Annotated in this window: 23 protein-coding genes and 1 other RNA gene; 13 read left to right on the forward strand and 11 right to left on the reverse strand. The window is 65.3% G+C overall.

The features are described from left to right. Positions 1–5: 5 nt before the first annotated feature. From SLQ33_RS29115 to SLQ33_RS29145, 7 genes are read left to right on the forward strand one after another with little or no spacing between them, the layout of a single operon-like run. The gene (locus SLQ33_RS29115; RefSeq protein ID WP_319457394.1) at positions 6–1,112 is read left to right on the forward strand and encodes an acyl-CoA dehydrogenase family protein; all 1,107 of its coding nucleotides are present in this window, start codon (positions 6–8) and stop codon (positions 1,110–1,112) included. Continuing rightward, positions 1,109–1,648 (forward strand): nuclear transport factor 2 family protein, encoded by a 540-nt coding sequence (locus SLQ33_RS29120; RefSeq protein WP_319457395.1) that lies wholly within the window; start codon positions 1,109–1,111, stop codon positions 1,646–1,648. Before SLQ33_RS29115 ends, SLQ33_RS29120 begins: the two co-directional genes overlap by 4 nt. Further along, positions 1,648–2,424 carry a DUF1906 domain-containing protein gene (locus SLQ33_RS29125; RefSeq protein ID WP_319457396.1) on the forward strand — a complete coding sequence of 259 codons (777 nt, stop codon included), beginning with the start codon at positions 1,648–1,650 and terminating at the stop codon, positions 2,422–2,424. Before SLQ33_RS29120 ends, SLQ33_RS29125 begins: the two co-directional genes overlap by 1 nt. A gap of 33 nt (positions 2,425–2,457) precedes the next feature. Further along, entirely contained in the window at positions 2,458–2,757 is a 300-nt protein-coding gene (locus SLQ33_RS29130; protein ID WP_319457397.1) for a hypothetical protein, read from the forward strand. After that, positions 2,757–3,638 (forward strand): alpha/beta hydrolase, encoded by an 882-nt coding sequence (locus tag SLQ33_RS29135; protein WP_319457398.1) that lies wholly within the window; start codon positions 2,757–2,759, stop codon positions 3,636–3,638. Before SLQ33_RS29130 ends, SLQ33_RS29135 begins: the two co-directional genes overlap by 1 nt. 22 nt (positions 3,639–3,660) lie before the next feature. Continuing rightward, complete coding sequence (locus SLQ33_RS29140; protein ID WP_319457536.1) at positions 3,661–4,830, forward strand: LLM class flavin-dependent oxidoreductase; 1,170 nt, start codon at positions 3,661–3,663, stop codon at positions 4,828–4,830. 5 nt (positions 4,831–4,835) lie between these two features. Beyond that, the gene (locus SLQ33_RS29145; RefSeq protein WP_319457537.1) at positions 4,836–5,714 is read left to right on the forward strand and encodes an NAD(P)-dependent oxidoreductase; all 879 of its coding nucleotides are present in this window, start codon (positions 4,836–4,838) and stop codon (positions 5,712–5,714) included. On the opposite strand, the gene SLQ33_RS29150 is transcribed toward SLQ33_RS29145, so the two are convergent. Then, positions 5,668–6,915, reverse strand: a complete 1,248-nt coding sequence (locus tag SLQ33_RS29150) for a helix-turn-helix domain-containing protein (RefSeq protein ID WP_319457399.1) — start codon at positions 6,913–6,915, stop codon at positions 5,668–5,670. The two genes, SLQ33_RS29145 and SLQ33_RS29150, sit on opposite strands and share 47 nt — an antisense overlap. 85 nt (positions 6,916–7,000) lie before the next feature. Between SLQ33_RS29150 and SLQ33_RS29155 the strand changes: the two genes are divergently transcribed. Next, on the forward strand, positions 7,001–8,092 hold the full coding sequence (locus SLQ33_RS29155; protein WP_319457400.1) for a ferredoxin reductase: 1,092 nt from the start codon (positions 7,001–7,003) through the stop codon (positions 8,090–8,092). 10 nt (positions 8,093–8,102) lie between these two features. Then, positions 8,103–9,278 carry an acyl-CoA desaturase gene (locus SLQ33_RS29160; RefSeq protein WP_319457401.1) on the forward strand — a complete coding sequence of 392 codons (1,176 nt, stop codon included), beginning with the start codon at positions 8,103–8,105 and terminating at the stop codon, positions 9,276–9,278. Here the strand turns inward: SLQ33_RS29160 and SLQ33_RS29165 are convergent. Both SLQ33_RS29165 and SLQ33_RS29170 read right to left on the reverse strand, forming a co-directional pair. Then, entirely contained in the window at positions 9,246–10,958 is a 1,713-nt protein-coding gene (locus SLQ33_RS29165; RefSeq protein WP_319457402.1) for an alpha-glucosidase, read from the reverse strand. The two genes, SLQ33_RS29160 and SLQ33_RS29165, sit on opposite strands and share 33 nt — an antisense overlap. Continuing rightward, positions 10,955–11,875 (reverse strand): glycosyltransferase family 4 protein, encoded by a 921-nt coding sequence (locus SLQ33_RS29170; protein WP_319457403.1) that lies wholly within the window; start codon positions 11,873–11,875, stop codon positions 10,955–10,957. The genes SLQ33_RS29165 and SLQ33_RS29170 overlap by 4 nt, the downstream gene beginning before the upstream one ends. A 186-nt stretch (positions 11,876–12,061) precedes the next feature. Here SLQ33_RS29170 and SLQ33_RS29175 point away from each other — a divergent pair, with 186 nt between their 5' ends. Beyond that, the gene (locus SLQ33_RS29175; protein ID WP_413467733.1) at positions 12,062–12,742 is read left to right on the forward strand and encodes a glycoside hydrolase; all 681 of its coding nucleotides are present in this window, start codon (positions 12,062–12,064) and stop codon (positions 12,740–12,742) included. Positions 12,743–12,778: 36 nt separating this feature from the next. Here SLQ33_RS29175 and SLQ33_RS29180 read toward each other — a convergent pair whose 3' ends face one another. Beyond that, the gene (locus SLQ33_RS29180; protein ID WP_319457405.1) at positions 12,779–14,197 is read right to left on the reverse strand and encodes an SDR family NAD(P)-dependent oxidoreductase; all 1,419 of its coding nucleotides are present in this window, start codon (positions 14,195–14,197) and stop codon (positions 12,779–12,781) included. 103 nt (positions 14,198–14,300) lie between these two features. Continuing rightward, on the reverse strand, positions 14,301–15,023 hold the full coding sequence (locus tag SLQ33_RS29185; protein WP_319457406.1) for a DUF4189 domain-containing protein: 723 nt from the start codon (positions 15,021–15,023) through the stop codon (positions 14,301–14,303). Between the two features lie 350 nt (positions 15,024–15,373). Here SLQ33_RS29185 and SLQ33_RS29190 point away from each other — a divergent pair, with 350 nt between their 5' ends. From SLQ33_RS29190 to SLQ33_RS29200, 3 genes are all read left to right on the forward strand, one after another. Then, positions 15,374–15,610, forward strand: coding sequence for a cold-shock protein (locus tag SLQ33_RS29190; protein ID WP_319457407.1), 237 nt, complete (start codon positions 15,374–15,376; stop codon positions 15,608–15,610). Positions 15,611–15,827: 217 nt separating this feature from the next. Continuing rightward, on the forward strand, positions 15,828–16,220 hold the full coding sequence (locus tag SLQ33_RS29195) for a hypothetical protein (protein WP_319457408.1): 393 nt from the start codon (positions 15,828–15,830) through the stop codon (positions 16,218–16,220). Positions 16,221–16,306: 86 nt separating this feature from the next. Continuing rightward, positions 16,307–16,753: a hypothetical protein gene (locus tag SLQ33_RS29200; RefSeq protein WP_319457409.1), complete on the forward strand. Its 447-nt coding sequence runs from the start codon at positions 16,307–16,309 to the stop codon at positions 16,751–16,753. 151 nt (positions 16,754–16,904) lie between these two features. Here the strand turns inward: SLQ33_RS29200 and SLQ33_RS29205 are convergent, their stop codons facing one another. The 6 genes from SLQ33_RS29205 to ftsE all read right to left on the reverse strand — a co-directional run bounded on the left by SLQ33_RS29205 (position 16,905) and on the right by ftsE (position 21,427). Further along, positions 16,905–17,843, reverse strand: a complete 939-nt coding sequence (locus tag SLQ33_RS29205; RefSeq protein ID WP_319457410.1) for a cutinase family protein — start codon at positions 17,841–17,843, stop codon at positions 16,905–16,907. Positions 17,844–17,990: 147 nt separating this feature from the next. Then, positions 17,991–18,359, reverse strand: a transfer-messenger RNA (tmRNA) gene (gene ssrA / locus SLQ33_RS29210). 77 nt (positions 18,360–18,436) lie between these two features. Beyond that, the gene (locus SLQ33_RS29215; RefSeq protein ID WP_319457411.1) at positions 18,437–19,288 is read right to left on the reverse strand and encodes a maleylpyruvate isomerase family mycothiol-dependent enzyme; all 852 of its coding nucleotides are present in this window, start codon (positions 19,286–19,288) and stop codon (positions 18,437–18,439) included. 53 nt (positions 19,289–19,341) lie between these two features. Further along, positions 19,342–19,839: an SsrA-binding protein SmpB gene (smpB, locus tag SLQ33_RS29220; RefSeq protein ID WP_319457412.1), complete on the reverse strand. Its 498-nt coding sequence runs from the start codon at positions 19,837–19,839 to the stop codon at positions 19,342–19,344. Position 19,840: 1 nt separating this feature from the next. Next, positions 19,841–20,737 (reverse strand): permease-like cell division protein FtsX, encoded by an 897-nt coding sequence (gene ftsX, locus SLQ33_RS29225; RefSeq protein ID WP_319457413.1) that lies wholly within the window; start codon positions 20,735–20,737, stop codon positions 19,841–19,843. Beyond that, entirely contained in the window at positions 20,738–21,427 is a 690-nt protein-coding gene (gene ftsE, locus SLQ33_RS29230) for a cell division ATP-binding protein FtsE (protein ID WP_319457538.1), read from the reverse strand. Between the last annotated feature and the right edge of the window lie 23 nt (positions 21,428–21,450).

The following is a 21,450-nucleotide window of genomic DNA, read 5'->3' on the forward strand; positions in this document are numbered from 1 at the left end:
ACGCCATGGACTTCGACCTAACCGACGAACAAGGCCTGCTGCGCGACGTCACCCGCGAGGCGCTCGCGCAAACGTATGACATCGAAACCCTGCTCAAGGTCGGCGACACCGAACTTGGCTGGAGCCGCGAGGTCTGGGCACAACTGACCGACATCGGAATCCTCGGACTCGGCTTCGATCCGGAGGAGGCCGGCCAGATCGAACTGATGGTGGTGCTCACCGAAATCGGACGGCGGCTGGCCCCCGAACCGGTGGCGCAGGCCGCGCTGATTCCCGGCAGTGTGGTCGCCGAACTCGGCGACGACCAACAACGTGCGCTGCTCGACGACGTGGCGCAGGGGCAGACACTGCTGGCCCTGGCGCACCAAGAACCGGGCATGCGTGGGCTCACCGCGCGCGTCACCACATGTGCTGAGCGCCAAGGTGATTCGTGGTCCGTGACCGGGTGCAAGAGTCCGGTGCTCTCCGGCGACTGCGCTGACGTGTTCATCGTGAGCGCAGCGCTACCCGACGGTGGGGTCGGGTTGTTCCTCGTCGCCGCCGACGCGGTCAGCCGGAGCGCATTCCGCACGTTCGACGGGCAGCGAGGCGCCCAGGTGAACCTGGAATCGGCTGCGGCACAACCGCTCGGAGCCGGTGGCGACGCGACGGCCGAACTGCGCAAGGCGTTGATCCGACACCAGTCGGCGCTGTGCGCCGAGGCGGTCGGCGCGATGGAGGAGGCGCTGCGACTCACCACCGACTACCTGACGAGCCGCAAGCAGTTCGGCGTGCCGCTGAGCAAGTTCCAGGCGCTGACCCAACGGGCCGCCGACATGTACGTCTCACTCGAACTGGCGCGCAGCATGAGCTTCTACGCCGCCATGTCGATCGCAGACGGAAACTTCGACCCCGTCATCGCCGCCCGAGCCAAGCTCCAGATCAGTCGATCGGGACGCCACATCGCCCAAGAAGCGATTCAGCTGCACGGCGGTATCGGCGTGACCTCCGAGTACCCGGTGGGTCACTACGCTGCTCGACTCACCGCGATCAACCAGACGCTCGGCTCGGCCGACGACCAGCTGCGCACGCTCATCGGCGGGCTCGGGTCGTACGGAACCGTGTCGCTGTGAGCTCAGAAGCCCAGCTGCAGGAGCTGCTCGACGAGTTTCAGTTGCGCAAGCTCGTGCACGGTTACTGCCGCGCGGTGGATCGCGGCGACATCGCGCAGTTGCGGAACCTCTACCACGACGACGCCGAGGACCACCACGGCGCATTCTCGACGGGAAGCGCCGACGACTTCCTGCGCGAGCTCGAGGCCGCCCGCCCCTACATACGCTCGATGCAACACCACGTCACGACCGTGAACTTCGCCATCGACGGGAACGCCGCCGAAGGCGAGATCTACACCTTCGCGACACATACGTTCCACGCAGGCGATCGAGACGTCGACGTTGTCATCGGTGGCCGCTACCTCGACAAGTACGAGAAGCGTGCTGGCTCATGGAAGTTCGTCGACCGCAAGATCGTGACCGACTGGGCCCAGGTGAACGACCCTTCGTCGGCCGACTTCAGCCATCCGATCACCAGATCCACCCCAAGAGGAACTCCCGACGCGAATGATCCGTCGTACCAGTTCTTCTCGCTGCTACGCAAGGACGCGACGTAATGCACCATGCCGTCTCACGGCGCGGCGTGCTCAAATATGGCCTCTCTGCATCGGTGCTACTGACCCTCGGGACGGCCGCTGCGACGCTCACCGGGCCGAAGGCATCGGCTGCCAACATGCAGCTCATCGATTTTTCGGAGCGGTTGGTCGCGCCTGAGCTGATCCGCTCCGCGGGCTATGACGGAGCACTCGTCTACGTGTCCGAGCTACGGCCGGGCGCAGACTTCGATTTCAAGCCCGTCACACGCGAGTATGCCGACGCACTACGCGCGGAGGGCCTTCACGTCGTCAGCTGCTATCAATATGGAAAACCCGGCTGGCCGACACCATCGGACTACACCCGCGGGTACGACGGCGGTGTGGCAGACGCTCAGACAGCCGTGCGGCTGCACACCGCTGCCGGTGGCCCTGATTCAGCGCCAATCTTCTTCAGCGTCGACGAGGACATCGACCTCAACACCTGGAACAGCCTTGCGGTGGAATGGCTTCGAGGAATCAACTCGGTACTTGGTGTCGACCGCACCGGCATCTACGGGCATGCCGGCGCGTGTGGATGGGCGATCCAAGACGGCGTCGTCGGGCGCTCGACCAGTGCAGGGCACTGGTGGGCTTGGCAGACCAGAGCGTGGTCGAATGGCGAGCGCGAGCCAAGGGCGGTGCTGTACCAGGCCGTGGTCAACACCGCCGCAAACCCGGGCGTCCTCCTTGGCGGTACCCACGTCGACGTCGACGACGTCCTTGCGACCGACTTCGGGCAGTGGGATCTCGAGAAGTGAGCGAAATCCGCGCAACGGTAGTAGGCAGGATGCATGAATCTACGTGAAGCTCGACAGGTCATCGACTCGCTCGACACGAATCCCGACGCGCTGAGCGTGTTCGGCCAGCAGTATCAGACCCCCGATGGCGCGACGGTGATCCCGATCTCGAAGCCCGTCGGCGTGTTCGTGATCAAGGACGGCAACCCGATCTGGTCACCCGCGATGGACGGCACCCGCATCGCGTTGATGGGGATACTGGTCGGCCTGGTGTCCGCAACCCTGGCCGGAATCGCCATGGTGATTCGCCCGCCGTGGCCCGATCTGCACGGCGAAATTTCCAAGCGGATCTAGTGGCAAGAGCCACGACGCCCGAGTCGTTCAGCGCGCAAGCCGCCGACGGAGTGCGCATCGCCGCCGACCGGCTCGGGGACCCAGCAGCGCCAGCGGTGGTGTTCCTGCATGGCGGCGGGCAGACCCGTCGCTCTTGGGGACGGGCAGCTGCGGCCGTCGCGCGGCGGGGGTGGCAGGCGATCACGATCGACTTCCGCGGCCATGGCGAGTCGGACTGGTCCGACGAGGGCGACTACCGCGTCACGACCTTCGCCGGTGACGTCGCCGAGGTGCTGCGCCAACTGCCGCCGCGACCGGTGTTGGTCGGCGCCTCATTAGGCGGGTTCACGTCGATGCTGCTCGCCGGGGAGCTCTCCCCCGGCACGGCGCGCGCCATCGTGCTGGTGGACATCGTGCCCAATATGAACCCCGCGGGAGCGTCACGGATCCACGAGTTCATGAATGACCGCATGACATCGGGATTCGACTCCCTAGAGGACGTCGCCGACGCAGTTGCCGCCTACAACCCACAACGTGCCCGTCCGTCCGATCTGGACGGGCTGCGCACGAATCTGCGGCTGCGCGACGGCCGTTGGTTCTGGCATTGGGATCCGAAGTTCATCGACGGCACGTCGGCGCTTCCTCCGATCGAAGTCACCGAGGTCGACCGCATGGACGCGGCGGTTGATGCGATTCTGCGTGATGACGTGCCCATGCTTCTGGTCCGAGGACAGATGAGCGACCTCGTCACCGAGGAGCGAGCCGAAGAGTTCCTAGCCCGGTTTCCCAAGGTGGAATTCGTCGACGTCGGAGGTGCCGGGCACATGGTCGCCGGAGATCGCAACGACGTCTTCGCCGACGCAGTGATGGACTTTCTCGCCCGACATGCCATGGAAGAGTGACGCGGTCGACAAGAATCGGCGGATGCGCTTCGGAAACTTCTTGGCCCCATTCCATCCCGTCGGGCAAAACCCGACGCTTGCCATCGAGCGTGACCTCGACCTGATCGTGGCGATGGACCGCCTCGGGTTCGACGAAGCGTGGATCGGCGAGCACCATTCCGCCGGATTCGAGATCATCGCGTCGCCCGAGGTCTTCATCGGCGTCGCCGCGGAGCGCACCAAGCACATCAAGCTCGGCACCGGCGTGAGCTCGCTGCCGTATCACAACCCGTTGATGCTGGCGGACCGCATGGTGCTGCTCGACCACCTCACCCGCGGCCGGGTGATGCTCGGCTGCGGTCCTGGCCAGCTCACCTCGGACGCGCACATGTTGGGGATCCCCGCCGACGAACAGCGGCCACGCATGGAGCAGTGCCTCGACGCCATCATGCGCCTGCTGCGCGGCGAGACCGTCACCATGCACACCGACGGCTTCACCCTTCAGGACGCACGCCTGCAGCTGAAGCCGTACACGGACCCGTGCTTCGACGTCGCGGTTGCCGCGTCCTTCTCCCCCACCGGTCCGCGCGGAGCGGGCAAACACGGCATCGGCATGTTGTCGATCGCCGCGACGGCGAAGCAGGGCATGAATCTCCTTGCCCACCACTGGGCGACGTGGGAGGAGGTCGCACTGGAGCACGGCCACGTCGCCGACCGGTCGAAGTGGCGGCTCGTCGGTCCGATGCACCTCGCCGAGACCCGCGAGCAGGCCGAGCGCGACGTCGAGTACGGCATCGTGGAGTTCTCCCGCTACTTCTCGCACATCCTGCCTGCCGGCCCCGTGCAGGGTGAGACGGCCGCAGAGATCATCGCGAACAATCACGAGTCCGGTTTTGCGGTCATCGGTACGCCCGACGACGCAGTGGCCAAGATCTCCGAGCTCGTCGAGGCGAGCAACGGCGGGTTCGGCGCATTCCTTCTGTTCGACCACGATTGGGCTCCACCCGCCGCGAAGCTTCGCAGCTACGAGCTGTTCGCGCAGTACGTGATGCCGCACTTCACCGGCCAGCTCGCGGGGCCTGCCGCGTCGTGCGACTGGGTGACCGGAAGTGGGACCGTATTCGTGGACCGAGCCGCACACGCCATCGGCAAGGCGATCGAGGACCACGCCGCCGAACGCGAGGCGAATCAGCGCCCGGCCGAAACGCCGTGACCGCGATGGACATCGGCTTCGTCGGGCTGGGGAACATAGGTGCTCCGATCGCAACCCGGCTCGTCGGGGCGGGACACCGTGTGGTCGTCTTCGACGTTGCGTCTGCCGCGGTCGACGAACTCGTCCACCGGGGCGCTTCGGCCGCGGCGTCGGTGCGCGAGCTGGCGGGTCAGGTGGACACGGTGATGGCGAGCTTGCCGACACCGCGGGTGTCGATGGACGTCGCTGCCGAAGTGGCCCAAGGTGGACGTGCACGCAGATTCGTCGACCTGTCGACGGTGGGAAGCCAAGCGGCTCAGCACAATCATGCGCTGCTCGCCGAACGCAACATCGCGGCGCTCGACAGCCCGGTCAGCGGCGGCGTTCGGGGCGCCGAGGCGGGCACGCTGGCGGTGATGGTGTCTGGACCCCGCGCCGAGTTCGACACGCTCGCACCGGCCTTCGATGCGATCGGCCGCGCCATCTTCGTCTCGGAGCTTCCCGGTGCCGCGCAGACGATGAAACTCATCAACAACCTGATGGCGGCCACCGTACTGGCGGCCACCGCCGAGGTGATGGTCATGGGGGTCAAGGCAGGACTCGACGCGCAGGTCATGATCGACGTGCTCAATGCAGGGTCGGGCGCGACGGACGCCAGTCGGACCAAATTCCCGAAAGCTGTGCTGCCCCGCACATTCGACTATGGGTTCGCCACCGGCTTGATGACCAAGGACGTCCGGCTGTTCCTCGAAGAGGCCGATTCCCTTGGCTTGTCGGTCGAGTTGGCTCGCGCCGTCGCTGACGTCTGGGAGACAACGCTGCGCGAAGAGGGCCCGGAATCCGATTTCACGTCGGTCGTCAAGCCGATGGAATCCTCGGCAGGGGTGATCGTGGGAGCGGGATAGACAGGGCCACGACGAGTTCGAGGACTGCCCGGGGGTCGTTGAGGCGCTCGCCGTAGAGCTCGCGGAGCTGATTCATGCGGTAGCGGACGGTTTGGGCGTGGACGAACAGGTCGGCCGCTACGGCGTCGCGTTGGCCTTGATGCAATAGCCACGATCGCAGTGTCTCGGCGAGCCTTTCAGCGGTGTTGGGACGCAACTGATCCAGCGGCGCGAGCGCCTGGCGGCGGAGATCGTCGGCGGCTTCGCGGTCGGCGCCGAGGACGAGTTCAACGAGCTGGGTGTCGGTATCGATCGTGTCGGTGTCGCCGCCGGCAAGATCGAGTTCGCGGGCCTGCAGGACGCGGTGATAGGACGATTGTGCCTGTGTCCAGGTGCGCGCCGGACCGACCACGGCCCGGCGATCTTGGAGTTCCCGCAGTAGCCGGGATCGGTTGGGACCGTGCATGTCTGGGACGAGGAGCACGACGACGGACTCGGAAGACTCGATGCCGGGCAGCTCATCGCTGAGTTGCAGTGTGGACTGCCCGAAGCGGGAGACCAGCCCGCGCGTCTGCGCCGACGGAAGCAGCACGGCGGTGAGGGTATCCGGTGGAGGCCACTCTGCGCGGTCGGCACTTGCCTGCAGTATCTCGGTCGGTGCCCCGGTGAGCAGGTGCTGCCCGAGCCGGTCGAGGTGTCGTCGTCGTTCTCGATCGGAGGAAGCCAGTTCATCGGCGTGCCCGGAAACGCTTGCCGCGGAGAGCTCGTCGATGAACGCGAACACCAATTCGGCGAACCTTGCGATCATCAACGGTGGCAGGCCCCCGTCGACGGCGTTCTCCGAGAGCTCGCGCCACGCCACCCGTGCCCCAACGCGATAGGCAGACAGCAGCGCGTCCACGGATCGCCCTGCGCGCGCCTCTCCCCGACCGAGCCCGTAGGCGCCTTCGAGCGCAGGCGCCAACGACGGCCCCGGATCGGAGTCGTGGGAACGGGCAGCCAGATGAAGGAAGGCGCCGAGCGCCATCTGCACCGCGCTCTCGATCCGTTGGCCCATCCGTCCACTGAAGGCGTCCGCGTAGCTCGGTACTTCGACGGTGACGGCGGCCACAGTGCGTTCGGCGACCGCGGGCAGCACGCCTTGTAAAACGGCCACGACCTGGTCGTTCAGCACCAGGCCGGTGACCCGTGGGCCTTCCGCTCCTGCGGTCTCGTCCGTCAAATCTATTCACTCCGAACAAATTTATGTCGGCAATTCACCCTGACTGGTCAAGAGTTTATACCCAGAAGTAAGCGATTGTGGACTCATGACAACAACAGCACCCAGGGTCACCCCGATGGGCACGCTGCGCGACCGGTTCCTCCAGCTCGCCGAGCGGATCACCACGCCCCTGGTCCCCGCCGACTACCTCGACATCATCGACCCGCTGCGCTCCGGCGCCACGCTGCGCGGCCGGATCGTCGCAATCCACCCCGAAACCCGCGACGCGGTGAGCCTGGTCATCAAGCCGGGCCGCGGCTGGCGCACCCACACACCCGGGCAGTACGTCCGCATCGGTGTCGACGTCGACGGCGTGCGTCAGTGGCGCGCCTACTCGCTGACCTCCGACACCAATCGGGCCGACGGCTGCATCGCGATCACCGTCAAGGCCATCCCCGACGGCAAGGTCTCCAACCACCTGGTGCGACGCGCCACGGTCGGAACCATCGTCCAACTCGACCACGCCGCAGGAGAGTTCACCCTTCCCGCCGCGGCACCGTCCAAGATCTTGTTCCTCACCGCGGGCAGCGGCATCACCCCGGTGATGGGAATGCTGCGCAACATGGCCGAGCACATCGACGACGTCGTGGTCGTGCACAGCGCGCCAACACCCGACGACGTGATCTTCTCCGGCGAACTGCTCATGCTGGCAAGCCAAGGCCGAATCCGGTTGATCGAGAAGCACACCGACACCGACGGCATGCTCAGCACCGCCGAACTCGACGCACTCGTCGACGACCTCGCCGAGCGCGAGACGTGGGCATGCGGACCCACCGGCATGCTCGACGCGCTCGAGCAGCACTGGATCGACAACGGCATGCCCGAGCGCCTGCACACCGAGCGATTTCGGCCCACCGTGGTGACCGCCGGTGAGGGCGGCACCGTCACCTTCACCAAGTCCGCGACCGTGCTCGACACCCCGGGTGACCAGCCGCTGCTCGACGCCGGCGAAGCAGCCGGCGTCCTGATGCCGTCGGGGTGCCGGATGGGCATCTGCTTCGGCTGCGTGGCACCGCTGCGCCAAGGAGCCGTGCGCGACCTTCGCAACGGCGACATCACCACCGCCGCACCCGGCGACGGCGTCCTGATCCAAACCTGTGTGTCCGCAGCAGCGGGCACCTGCGACATCGACCTCTAGGGGACCTCTCATGACCACTCTGCAACGCCAGCAACACAATCCGATCGCCCACCTCAGCAACGACGACATCGAGACGCTCGGCCGCGAACTGGACGCCATCCGTCAGCAGGTGCTCGAAAGCCGCGGCGAGGCCGACGCCGAATACATCCGCAACGTCATCGACTTCCAGCGCAAGCTCGAACTCGGCAGCCGTGGGGTGCTGTTGTTCTCGCTGTTCCCGCCGGCCTGGCTGGTCGGCACGGTCGGGCTGTCGGTCGCGAAGATCGTCGAGAACATGGAGATCGGCCACAACGTCATGCACGGCCAGTGGGACTGGATGCGCGACAACAAGATCCACTCCACCACCTGGGAGTGGGACAACGCCTCTCCCTCCGACATGTGGAAGCATTCGCACAACGAGATCCACCACACCTACACCAACGTGGTCGGCAAGGACGAGGATCTCGGCTACGGCATCATGCGCGTGGACGAGGACCAACGCTGGGTGCCGTTTTACCTCGCGCAGCCGCTGTGGAACTTCGTCAACGCGTGCCTGTTTCAGTACGGGATCGCCGCCTACGACCTCAAGATCGGCAAGTACCTCAAGGGCAAGACGGACAAGGAAGAATTCCGCCGCCAAGGCAAGAACGTGCTCCACAAGATTCGCAAGCAGATGACCAAGGACTACGTGCTGCACCCACTGCTGTCCGGACCATCGGCGGTCACCACGCTGACCGCGAACCTGACCGCCAACCTGGTCCGCAATCTGTGGACGCACTCGGTCATCATGTGCGGACACTTCCCCGAAGGCGTCCAGACCTTCGAGAAGAAGTCGATCGACGGCGAGACCCGCGGCGAATGGTATCTGCGTCAGATGCTCGGCTCGGCCAACATCAGCGGAAGCCGGTTGCTGCACTTCATGACCGGCAACCTATCCTTCCAGATCGAACATCACCTGTTCCCGGATCTGCCGAGCAACCGCTATCAGGAGCTCGCGCCGAAGGTCCAAGATTTGTTCGAGCGATACGGCCTGACGTACGTCAGCGGCCCGATGGTCAAGCAGGTCGGTTCGGCGTGGAAGAAGGTGTTCCGGCTGTCGCTCCCAAACGATGCCCTGCGCAAGGCGACAGCGGCGGTCAACCCGGCGAACATCACGCAGCTCATCTTCCGCCGGTCAGCGGACCGGGTCGACGCAACCGCGGCGTAGGCCGTAGTAGATGCGCGCGTCCCAGCCGGCCAGGTCCAGAGCCGTTGACGTCGACGTGGCTGGGGTATCGGGCAGGTTGCCGAGCAGTAGCTCGGCCGCGATCCATTCTGGGCCGATTTCGACGGTCCGCGGATCGCGTCCGCAGTTGGCGATCACGAGGAGTTTCCCGTTCGCGGTGGTTCTGGTGTACGCCCAGAGCTGCGGATCCGACTCCATCAGCGGAGTGAAGTCGCCATCCGCCAGGATGGGCAACTCGTGGCGAAGCCGAATGAGAGCTTGATAGTGCGCGAAAACGCCATCCGTTGCATCGAGCTGGGCTGCGGCGTTCAGCCAGCTGTGGTTGGGGTTGACCGGCAGCCATGGATCACCGGTGGTGAATCCGGCGTTCGGGCCTTCGTCCCATTGCATGGGTGTGCGCGCGTTGTCGCGACTCATCTTGGCTAGACCGGCCAGCGCCGCGCCCTCGTCACCGCCCAGTTCGAGCACTTTCTTGTAGTAGTTCACGGCCTCGACGTCCTCGTGGTCCTGCGGAATCCGGAACGGGTAGTTGGTCATTCCGAGTTCCTCGCCTTGATAGACGAACGGTGTGCCACGCATGCCGTGCAGCACGGTTGCGAGCGCTTTCGCCGACGCCGCCCAGTAATCGGGGTCGTCGTCGCCGAACCGGGACACGACGCGGGGCTGGTCGTGGTTGTTCCAGTACAGGCTGTTCCAACCGGTTTCCGCCAGCGCCGCCTGCCACCGATGGAGCGATTTCTTCAGGGCGACCAAGTCGAAGCCGCGATAGTCGAACTTGTTCGTCGGGCTCTGGTCGATGAACACGTGCTCGAACTGAAAGACCATGTTCAGCTCACCCCGGGCCGGATCGGTGTAGAGCCGGGCTTGTTCGGGCGTCACCCCCGGCATCTCGCCGACGGTGATGAACTCGCCGTCGCGGCCGGCGAATACCTCGCGGGTCAGCTCGGCGAGGTAGTCATGCACGTGCGGTCCGTCGGCGAACCCGTCGAAGGCGATGACGAAGCGCTGCCCCGGGATCGCCGGCGCGTCGGGCAATCCCTCGGTCTTGGAGATGAAGTTGATGACATCCATGCGGAACCCATCGACGCCGCGGTCGAGCCACCAAACCATGATGTCCTGCACGGCCTTTCGCACCTGGGGGTGCTTCCAGTTCAGGTCCGGTTGGTTGCGGTCGAACAGGTGTAGGTAGTACTGCTCGGTGGGCTCCTCCCATTCCCACGCCGAGCCGGAGAAGAGTGAGCCCCAGTTGTTCGGCTCGGCACCGTCACGGGCGTCGCGCCAGATGTACCAATGCCGCTTCGGGTTGTCGCGGGATGAACGCGACTCGACGAACCACGGGTGCTCGTCCGAGGTGTGGTTGACGACGAGGTCCATGACCAGCTTCATCCCGAGTTCATGCACTTTGGCGATTAGCGCGTCGAATTCGGCCAGGGTGCCGAACAGTGGATCGATGTCGCGGTAGTCGCTGATGTCGTAGCCGTTGTCTGCTTGCGGTGAACGGTAAATCGGTGACAACCAGATCACGTCGACGCCGAGCGCCCGCAGATAGTCGAGCCGCCCGATGATGCCGGCCAGGTCACCGATTCCGTCGCCGTTCGAGTCGGCAAAGCTGCGCGGGTAGATCTGGTAGACGACCGCAGACTTCCACCACGCAGTGTTCATCGTCGACTGCGAATGACGTTGCGGTACACCGCTACGTACTTGTCGATCATGGCGGAAACCGTGAAGCGGTCGGCGGCGAGCTCGGCGATCTTGCGCCGGTCGAGCTCGCCAGCCGTAGCGACCGCGGCCACCGCCGAATCGATGTCGTCGACCAGAAAGCCGGTGACTCCGTGCGCGATCAGTTCGGCCATCGAGCCTCTTGCGTTGGCGATGACCGGTGTGCCACAGGCCATCGCCTCGACGACGCTGTAGCCGAACGGCTCGTCGAAGTCGATCAGGTGGAGCAGCGCATGCGCACTCCCCAATACCTCGGCGCGGTCGGACTTTTCGACGGCGCCGAGGTAGCGCACCTGCTTGCCGTCGACGTGCGGCGCGACCTCGTTGCGGAAGTACTCCTCGTCTTGGATGATCCCGGCGATGTCGAGCCGACGGTCGCATCGGCGGGCGACCTCGATCGCGTGGGCGGTGCCCTTGTCGGGGTGGATCCGTCCGAAGAAAAGCAGATGATCGCCTGGACTCGGATGGACCGCGAACTCGTCGACATCGATGCCGTGGTGAATGGTGGCGGCGTAGTGCAGATTCGGGTGTCGATCCGCATCGCTGATCGACACGTACGCTCCTGCGCCGTCGTAGCGCTCGTAGACGGGGAGGATCCGGTCGGACGAGAATCCGTGGATCGTGGTGACCACCGATGTGGTGACGAGCTCGCTGTAGGTGAGCGGCAGGAAGTCGAATCCGTTGTGGATGATGTCGAATTCGTCGGCGCGCTCAAACACCGACGCGATGTGCAGGCACTCTGCCACCTTGGCGTCGATCGTCGCGTCCTCAGACCAGCCCACCGACGCGGTTGCGCGCAGGCTGGCCGTGGTGATCGAGTCTGCAGTGGCGAACAGCGTGACGTGATGACCTGCCGCCACCAGCCCCTCGGTGAGCAACGAGGCGAACTGCTCCCACGGCCCGTAGTGACGAGGTGGTGTCCGCCACGCGATCGGCGCCAGTACGGCGACTCGGATCGGGCCGTCAGCCTCGCCGTGAATGGGGATGAGCTCAGGCTACCCGCGCGGAGACGACGAACATAGCCACACCGTGTCCGGCACGACAGTATCGTGCTGTTCGTGGGTAGCAACCTGGTAGCCAACGGCCGCGGCAGTTGGCTGGCACTGGCGGCCACGATCGCCGTCTGTGGCACCGCCCTGTACGCCCAAAGCACAGAGCCTTCGTGCTGCGTCGAGATCCCGGCCGCAGTCCCGACAGGCCAGGGATCCCTGCTGTCCAGCGCGCCGAGGGTAGCCAGTCACCCGCCGTCGGAGTTGTTGGCGGGTAGCGCGCCTGTTGCCGGCCAGGACTTCCAGTTCGCGCTCCCCGCCGGCGTCGCACCGGAGGCGGGATTACAGGTCAAGACCATCTGGGCGGCCCGCGTCATCAGCGTGATGTTTCCCGAGATCACTACTATCGGCGGGTTCCGGCAGGACGCGTTGAAATGGCATCCGAACGGGTTGGCGATCGACGTGATGATCCCGAACCACGACACCGACGAGGGCATCGAGCTCGGAAACCAAATCGCCGGATTGGCACTGGCAAATGCGCAACGCTGGGGAGTCCTCCACGTGATCTGGAGACAGGGCTACTACCCCGGCATCGGCGCGCCGAGTTGGACGGCAGACTACGGCTCAGAGACCGCCAACCACTTCGACCACGTTCATATCTCCACCAACGGCGGCGGCTACCCGACCGGGGACGAGACGTACTACATCGAATCAATGCGTCCTGCGGCGCCACGCTGATCAGTGGCGCACCGTCGGGTGTGCCAGCGTCAGCGGCTACCAGTTGCTCGGCGAGTAGTCCTTCAGGAAGCAGCCGTGCAGATCTTCGCCCAACTCTCCGCGGACGATCGGGTCATACACGCGGGCCGCGCCGTCGACGAGGTCGAGCGGGGCGTGGAAACCCTCGTCGGCGAGCCGCAGTTTGGTCGGGTGTGGACGCTCGTCGGTGATCCAGCCCGTATCGACGGCGGTCATGAGGATGCCGTCCTGCTCGAGCATTTCGGCTGCGCTGGTGCGGGTGAGCATGTTCAGCGCGGCCTTCGCCATGTTGGTGTGCGGATGCCCGGGGCCCTTGTAGGCCCGGCTGAACTGCCCCTCCATTGCCGAGACGTTCACGACATACGTGCGGCGGGAAGGCGATGCGGCCATCGCGGGGCGCAGTCGACTCACCAGAATGAACGGCGCGGTCTGGTTGCACAGTTGAACCTCAAGCAATTCCATCGCGTCGACCTCGTGCACGCGTTGAGTCCAACTGTTGATCGACGCGGTATCGGGTAGCAGGCCACCCGCGTCGATGGCGGTGCCCGCGGCGATCCGGTCCGGGGACGCGCTGCGGGCGGCGAGGGCCAACTCCGTAAGCGCGTGCGGGTCGGGGTGCTCGGCGAGGCTCCCGGCAAGCGCCGCGGGATGGGCGTCGCTGACGCGGTCGAACGTGATCACGTCGACGAGCTCCGGCGGCGGAGTGCGCTCCGCCTCGACGAGCGCCGCGTAGGAGCCAGGAGCTCGGCGCACCGTCTGGGCGGCATTGTTGATCAGGATGTCCAGCGGGCCTTGCGCGGCAACGGTATCCGCAAGCGCGACGACCTGAGCAGGGTCGCGCAGGTCGATGCCGACGATGCGTAGCCGGTGCAGCCAGTCGGCACTGTCGGGCATCGCGGCGAAGCGGCGCACGGCGTCGTTCGGAAAGCGGGTGGTGATGGTCGTGTGGGCGCCATCGCGGAGCAGTCGCAGCGCGATGTACATGCCGATCTTGGCGCGGCCACCGGTGAGCAGCGCGCTCCTACCGGCGAGGTCGGTGCGTGCGTCGCGCTTGGCGCGGTTGAGCGCGGCGCATTCCGGACAGAGTTGGTGGTAGAACGCGTCGACAACCGTGTAGCGGTTCTTGCACATGTAGCAGGCCCGCGACCGGAGCAACGTTCCTGCGGAGGCCCCGACCGCGGTGGACACCAGGGGTAGGCCCGCAGTTTCGTCGTCGATGCGGCCGGGCGCACCGGTGGCGGTGGCCGCGGTGACGGCGTGATCGGCGGCCGCAACCGCGTCGCGCTTGGCGTGGCGGCGGGCCTTCTTCACCGACTTGAATATGCCCGCGGTGGCCCGACGCACGGCGACGGCATCGGGATGCTCGGGCGGCAAGGACTCGATGTCGGCCAGCACCTGCAAGCACATGTTGAGCTTGTCGGGGTCGATCGCGTTCACGTTCGAAGGGTACGGGGCTTACTCCCATCAGCAAAAACGCCGATACCCGCCCGGACCGTGGCATCACGGTCCGGGCGGTTCGGGCTAACGGGAACGCGCGGGCTCAGAAGAAGGTCGTCGCCGTCGTGCTGGTTCCGTTGTCACACGTGATCGTGACGGTCCAGTTCCGGAATTTCGGGACGGCCGGGACGATCCTCAGGTCGTAGGTGGAGTTGGCCGCCAATGCGAAGCTGCGGCTGAAGTCGTCGGTCACATACGTGCATTGCGACGACACTCCACTGCGGTCGGTGATGTGAGCCTCCAAGCCGCCCAAGACCGTCTCGAATGAGACCGTCGGCCCCAGCTTCGGCGCGGGCGGTGTCGACGGCGGGTCGTTCGGCGGCGGTGGGGTGGCTCCGCTCGCGCAGCCCGACACGATGACCTTCGCGCCCTGCTGGTTCTGCAGCAGGCCCTTGGCCTTGCTCTGGGCGACGGAAAGAGACGGGTCAGACGCCCCGGTCATTTCGCCGTAGTCGTTGGAGGCGGCCGCTGCGCACTCGTTCTTGGCGTTGACCTGGGTGACACAGCCACCGCCGCCATTGCTCTCACAGTTGGACAGTGCCCCGAATGCGGCCTGCTGTTGGTCGGAGTTGATTGCCGAGCCTCCGGCCATCGTGACGGGGGGATTCTCGTTGACGTACCCGAGGGCCAGTGCGATGTACTGATCGGCTGCGTGTGCCGGAGCGGTCGTGCTGACCATGCCGAGCACGGTCGCGACCGTGGCAAGCAGGATGGCCGCGATGGTCCGGCCTCGCCGGCCGGGATGGTGCCTGTAATTGGTTCTCATGATTCTCCTGAAGGGGTGATTGCTGGCCCGGGGGACTGCGCTCAGGAGTTGGATGCTGCGCACAGCCCGGACGGGGCACGGTTTGGTGGACTAACTGTTCGGCCCTCCGTTTGCCGGTTGAATGTGTCTGCTGACTATGCGCCCCTTCGCTGGCTCGTCCACCCGTTCTGCAATAGTCGTGCTTAGCAAACGGCTGAGTAATCGCCGGGGAGCAAGAAACCGCTGGTTGAGCGGGTCGACGTCTGTTGCCGGGAATCCAAACCCGCAGGACAACTCGCGTAGCGGACGAGTGGTAGCCCAGCGCTAAATCCGCTTGCGCGGAGTGCGTGCGCAACGCGAGCATGAACGTCATGGCGATCGGCACGGTCAAGTTCTACAAGTCCGAGAAGGGTTGGGGTGCAATCTCGTCGCCGGACCTACCGGATGGACTGGACGCCTTCATCCATGTCTGCGACATCAAGGGCCACGGCCAGCCGGGATACAGGGCGTTAGCCGCCGGCGACCAGGTCGAGTTCGAGTTCAGGCCAGCGCACCAGGACAGCTTCAAATTCGTTGCGACGTGGGCACAACGCATCGACTCCGCTTAGACCCCCGGATGCAGCGACGTTGTTTGCTATCACCTCGCCCCGTGGTGGGTCATCATGAGCCATGGGGAGATTGCGGTGGTCGGGCAACAACGCTAGGTGGCTGCTCGCCGTCACCGCAGCACTAGGTGCAGTCATTCTTCTAGTGGCCGTTTCGGTGGCCGTTGAGTCTGCAGTGCCTCGGTCCCGCGCAGCCTTGTCGTTGCGCAACGCGATCCCAGTGGACCAGGAACTCAGGAACCTCAACCGGGTTTCGCACTGGCCGACACAGTGGGTCGACGCGGTGTGCGAGCCACCGCTGCATCAACTTCGGAACTACAAACGACTGCCGAATGCGACCTACACCGCGTCATGCCGGTCACTCATCAAATACCAGGGTGACGTCGACTATTTGATGGTCGCCTTCTGCCCAGGCGAGCTGCCCATGCAAGTCGACCTGAGCAACGAGGGGTACACGTTCTACTCGTTCGCGAGTTACTACGGCAGCCTGTTCGTCGTCGCCACCGTCTCGGACACAACCGTTACCGGCAACGATGGCCTTGGCGTATCGCCATCCCTGCAGCCACTCGAGCAATTCGGGTTCAATGTCTACCGTGACCCCGGGCCACCGTAGCTCGAAACCTTTGACGCAGAGCGCTATTCGTCCTCTATGGCGACGAACTCGTCGAGTCGGAAGCCTCCGAGCTGCCGCTGGAAGCCGTGTTGCTTGACGACTGGCTGGCCGAAGCGGTGGAGGTGGCACCTGAATTGTTGCGGCCCGGAGCCGTGTCGAAGTCTGCGGTGGTCGGCTGGCTCGTTGTGCTGCGCGCCGCCTCCGACAAGTCTTCGCTCACGCGCGTCCGCTTGGTGGCGGCTGCCGGCGTCGACGCATTGGACCCTGCGGGTGCGTCGTGTACTTCAGGAGTAGGTATCGACGGCGCAGCCGAACTACCAGCATCCGTGTCCGGTGACAGATTGCTCGATGTCGACAAGGTCGACGACACGTCGGATCCTTCTGGGGCAGCGCCTTCTTCAGAAGCGGCGATCGAAGGCACAACTGGATTGGTACGGTCCGCCTCCGGCGACGCGTCGCTCGGGGTCGACCGGGTCATGGTCACGGCGGGGATGTTCCCGGGCAGCGTCACATCCGGTCCACCCACGCCGTAGGCGCCGGCCGGCGTAGTCCCGAAGGGGCGGCCCAAACCGACCTCCTGAAGACCGTCGTCCATACCCGTCGGGACAGCCAACAGGAAGTTGCGCGCGACAGTCAACGGATCTACGGCCGGAATCAAGCCCATCGCAGTGGGTTGTCCAAACGTCACGGCAAGCCGGCCACGACCGAGGGGTCGTACCCCGGTGCGGACGAGGTGTAGCCGGGCAACTGCTGGTACGCCGGCGTCTGGGAGTCATACGCCGGGGTCTGCGCGTCGTACCCCGGCGGCATGTGATCAGTGCCCTGCGGCGGCGACGCATAAACCGGCGTCTGCGAGGCATATCCGGGCGGCTGTCCATAACCCGTCGGCGGCCCGAAGCCGGGCACCGACTGGCCCGTACCGGCCAACAACTTGGACGCAGCGAAAGCCGCGGCTTGCGTGGTGTACGCGGGAACGTAGCCCTCGGTGTGCCCGCTCCATTCGTTGCCTGGACCCGCGTGACAGATCGGATCGGCGGGGTTGCAGAGGTCGATCCCCTTCCCGGTGAACATCGCGGCCTGGGAAGGCAGCTTGGTACCTGCGCGGTTCGCGACGTTCCCGAAGGTGGCGATCGCCGCGACGCTGCCCGCCAACGAAGGCGGGAGAGCAGCGCCCCACGCAATCCCGACGATGGGATTGCCTGCGACGATGTTGACGATGTTCGCGCCCTGCGAGTATCCGCCCAACACGATCTTGGTGTTGGGACACGAGGCCACCGTGGATTTGATGTGCGATATCGCGTCCTTGGCGCCGTCCCCAGTGCCCAGCTGCAGCTTGCCCGCGTCATAGTCCACCGCGTAGGTCGCGATGTTCATGCCGACGGCCTGCGCGCGCAGCGAGTCGACGAAGGCATCGCCAACGACGCCGATGCCTTTGGGCTCGTCCGTGCCCCGGGCAAACACGACCTCGGCGTCGGCGCAGTCGGCGGCGGACGCAACCGGTACGGCGCTCGGAGTCCATTGCTGAACGGCGACGATGACCAGCGCAGCCGCGCCACGCCCGGCCCAGCGGCCCACCGATCGCGCGTTCGTTGCCCGCGAGCTACGCCCGCAATGAGGAGGCATGTCTCGAATCTACCCTTAGCCAGGAGAAACGCATCATTCGTGAGTGATCGAGCATTTTCAGCGAATGCGACCGCGGAACGCTGCGGTGAACACACGGCGACAAGGCGACAAGCAGGCCAGAGGTTGGGTCTCTGGCCTGCTTCTCGTTGGTGGAGCTGCCGGGAATCGAACCCGGGTCCTACGGCATTCCCTCGAGGCTTCTCCGTGCGCAGTCCGCTATGTCTCTACTTGGATCTCCTGCTCACGCGAACAAGTCAGGATGACGATCCCAGTCGCTGTTTGGTGTCCCCGTACATCCCGCGACCGGACGTATGGGTTTGTCCCTCTAGCTGACGCCAGGCTCCGGGTCGAGGGCTCTCCCGGTCTGACGGACACACCGTCGCTTAGGCAGCGAGGGCGTAGTCGCGCTGATTGGAATCGGCGCTTAATTGGTTGCAGCGACGCTTACGGTGGTCTCTTGCCTGCACCGGCACGCTTCCCTTGATTCGATGCGCGAAGTCGAAACCGTTCAGCCCCTCGCACACCCGCCGACGTTCGACGGACTCTTCATCCTACCTGGGGCTATGACAATGGCCAATGAATAAACATTCCAGCTAGATCACGTAGGCCAGGTTGTCGACGATCCGCTGGCCCACCTCGGCGTCACCGTCGTACTCGATGGCCGTCGACCGTGCCGTCGTCATCGGCCGCCCGCCGCCCAGCCGGGTGAACTGCAGGCCGTCGAGCCGGATCACCGTCGTCGGCGCCGCGCCGCCGAAGTCCGATACGAGCGCTGCGCGTCCGTCGACCGCCACCCGGATGTCGCGGCTCAACGGGCCGGTCAACGCGAGCTCCACCCGCGCGCCGTCGGGCGCCTTGCCCCGTTTGCCGACCACGAACGCCATGCTGGCAGCCATTTCGTCGAGCGCCTGGCGCGCCGCGGGGCTGTCGAGGTCCTCGTCGGAGGACGGGCGCGACAACGCCTCACGGATGTCCTGTTCGTGCATCCAGCAGTCGAAGACCCGGATCCGCATGAAGCGCCCGTAGCTGTCGGGCCCGGCCGGCGTGGCCGTCGCAGCGTGCCAGTCGTCGTCGCTCATCGCCGTCAACACCGCACGGCGTTCCGCAGTGACGCTGCGGAATCGCTCGAGTACGTCGGCCCCGGTCTCACCGCTGAGGTGACGGATCCAGCACTCATTGAGCTCCCCGATGGGGTTGCGCACGTGCTCCAGCGTCGTGACGTCGACGTCGGACTCCGGCGTCGGAACGCCTTGCAACATCGACTCGGTGCCGATCACGTGCGCGACGACGTCGTGCACGCACCAGCCCGGTAGCGGCGTCGGTGACTTCCAGCGCACGTCCGGCAAGCCGGTCAGCAGGAGGTCGATGGCGTCCCAGGACGCGAAGAGTCCATCGAGCACCTGGGCCTTGTCGAGCTGCGTCACAGGACGTGAAGGGCTGTTCACCGCCCGAACGTACCGCCCGAATCAGCGCCCCGTCAGCCGGTTGCGAAGGCCGGTCAGGACTTGCCCTTGGCGCGGCGGCCCATTTCCCGCGAAATCTCGCGCTCGGCATCACGTTTGGCCAGCGCCTGCCGCTTGTCGTGGGCCTCCTTGCCGCGGGCAAGCGCGAGCTCGACCTTGACCTTGCCGCTGGTGAAGTACAGCGACAGCGGCACCAGCGTGAAGTTCCCGTCGCGCAACTTGCCGATGAGCGTGTCGATTTGGCTGCGGTGCATCAGCAGCTTGCGATTGCGCCGCGGCGCGTGGTTGGTCCAGCTGCCGTGGGAGAACTCGGGGATGTGCAGGTTGCGCAGCCAGATCTCGCCGTCGTCGACGGTGGCGAACGCGTCGGCTAGCGACGCCTGACCCTCCCGCAGGCTCTTGACCTCGGTACCCATCAACGCGACGCCTGCCTCGAACGTCTCGAGGATCGAATAGTTGTGCCGCGCCTTGCGATTGGTGGCCACGACCTGATTGTTGCGGCGGGTGGCCTCGTCTACCTTCTTCTTGGCCACGTCAACGCCGTACGTACAAGCGCAGCGTCACGTACGCGGTGATGCCCGACATCGCCAGCCCGAGGAACAGCATCCACGGTGCGCTGTAATAGATCACGTCCGCGTAGTCGACCTTCGAGATCAGGTTGGCTTGATAGAACTGGTTCAGGGCGTTCTCCAGGAACACCGCACGCACCACGATCAAGCCGAGGATCGCGATCACCACGCCCGCCAACGCGGCGGCCATCGCCTCGACGAGGAACGGCAGCTGGGTGTACCACCGACTCGCGCCGACCAGTCTCATTATCCCGATCTCGGTTCGTCGGGTGTACGCCGCGACCTGAACCATGTTGGCGATCAACAGGATCGCACCGATCGCCTGCACGATCGCCACTGCGAACGCCGCGTTGCTGATCCCGTCGAGCACCGCGAAGAGCCGGTCGACGAGCTCCTTCTGGTTCGTCACGTTGAGCACGCCCGGCTGGGTGCGCATCGCGTTGTCGAACTCGTCGTGACGCTCGGGATCGGCGAGCTTGACGACGAACGACGCGGGGAACGCATCCGGGCTCGCCACGTCCTTGAACTGGGGGATCTTCTTGATCGCGTCCTCGTAGGCGGCCTGGCGGTTCAAGAACGTGACGGACTTGACGTCGTCGCGATCGTCGAGCATCTTGCGCAACGACTGGCACGGATCTGCATCGCAGTTGGGGTCGTTGGCCGATACGTCGTCCATCAGGAAGACTTGGCTCTCAACACGATCCAGGTAGATGGCGCGGGACGTGTCGGCCAGTCGCACCACTAGCAGGCCGCCGCCGAACAGCCCGATGGAGATGGCCGTCGTCAAGATCATGGCGACCGTCATCGTGACGTTGCGACGAAGCCCGGTGAGGACTTCGTTGACTAGGAAGCCGAAGCGCACTTAACGATCCATTCCGTAGACGCCGCGCTGTTCGTCGCGAATCAGGCGGCCGAGCTCGAGTTCGATGACGCGCTGGCGCATCGAGTCGACGATGTGGTGGTCGTGGGTGGCCATCAACACCGTCGTGCCCGTGCGGTTGATCCGCTCGAGCAGATCCATGATGTCCTTGCTGGTGTCCGGATCAAGGTTTCCGGTGGGCTCGTCCGCGAGCAGCACCAGCGGTCGGTTGACGAACGCGCGGGCGATGGCGACGCGCTGCTGCTCGCCGCCGGAGAGCTCGCTCGGCAGCCGGTTCGCCTTGCCCGACAGTCCGACCATCTCGAGCACGTCGGGCACGACGCGGTTGATCACGTCGGCGCGCTTGCCGATGACCTCGAGCGCGAACGCGACGTTCTCGAACACCGTCTTCTGCTGCAGCAGCCGGAAGTCCTGGAAGACGCAGCCAAGCACCTGGCGCAGGCTCGGGATGTGGCGGTTCGCCAGCTTGTTGACGTGAAACTTCGACACCTGAATGTCGCCGTGCGTCGGGGTGTCCTCCGCGAGCAGCAGCCGCATGAACGTCGACTTGCCCGAACCGGACGGACCGATGAGAAACACGAACTCGCCCTTGTCGATCTTGAGCGACACATTGTCGAGGGCGGGTCGCGCCGAAGACTTGTACTGCTTGCTCACATGGTCGAGGGTGATCATCACGGCACGCCAGTGTAGCGGTG

The organism is Mycobacterium sp. RTGN6 (genome assembly GCF_033804605.1).
Classification (GTDB): Bacteria; Actinomycetota; Actinomycetes; order Mycobacteriales; family Mycobacteriaceae; genus Mycobacterium.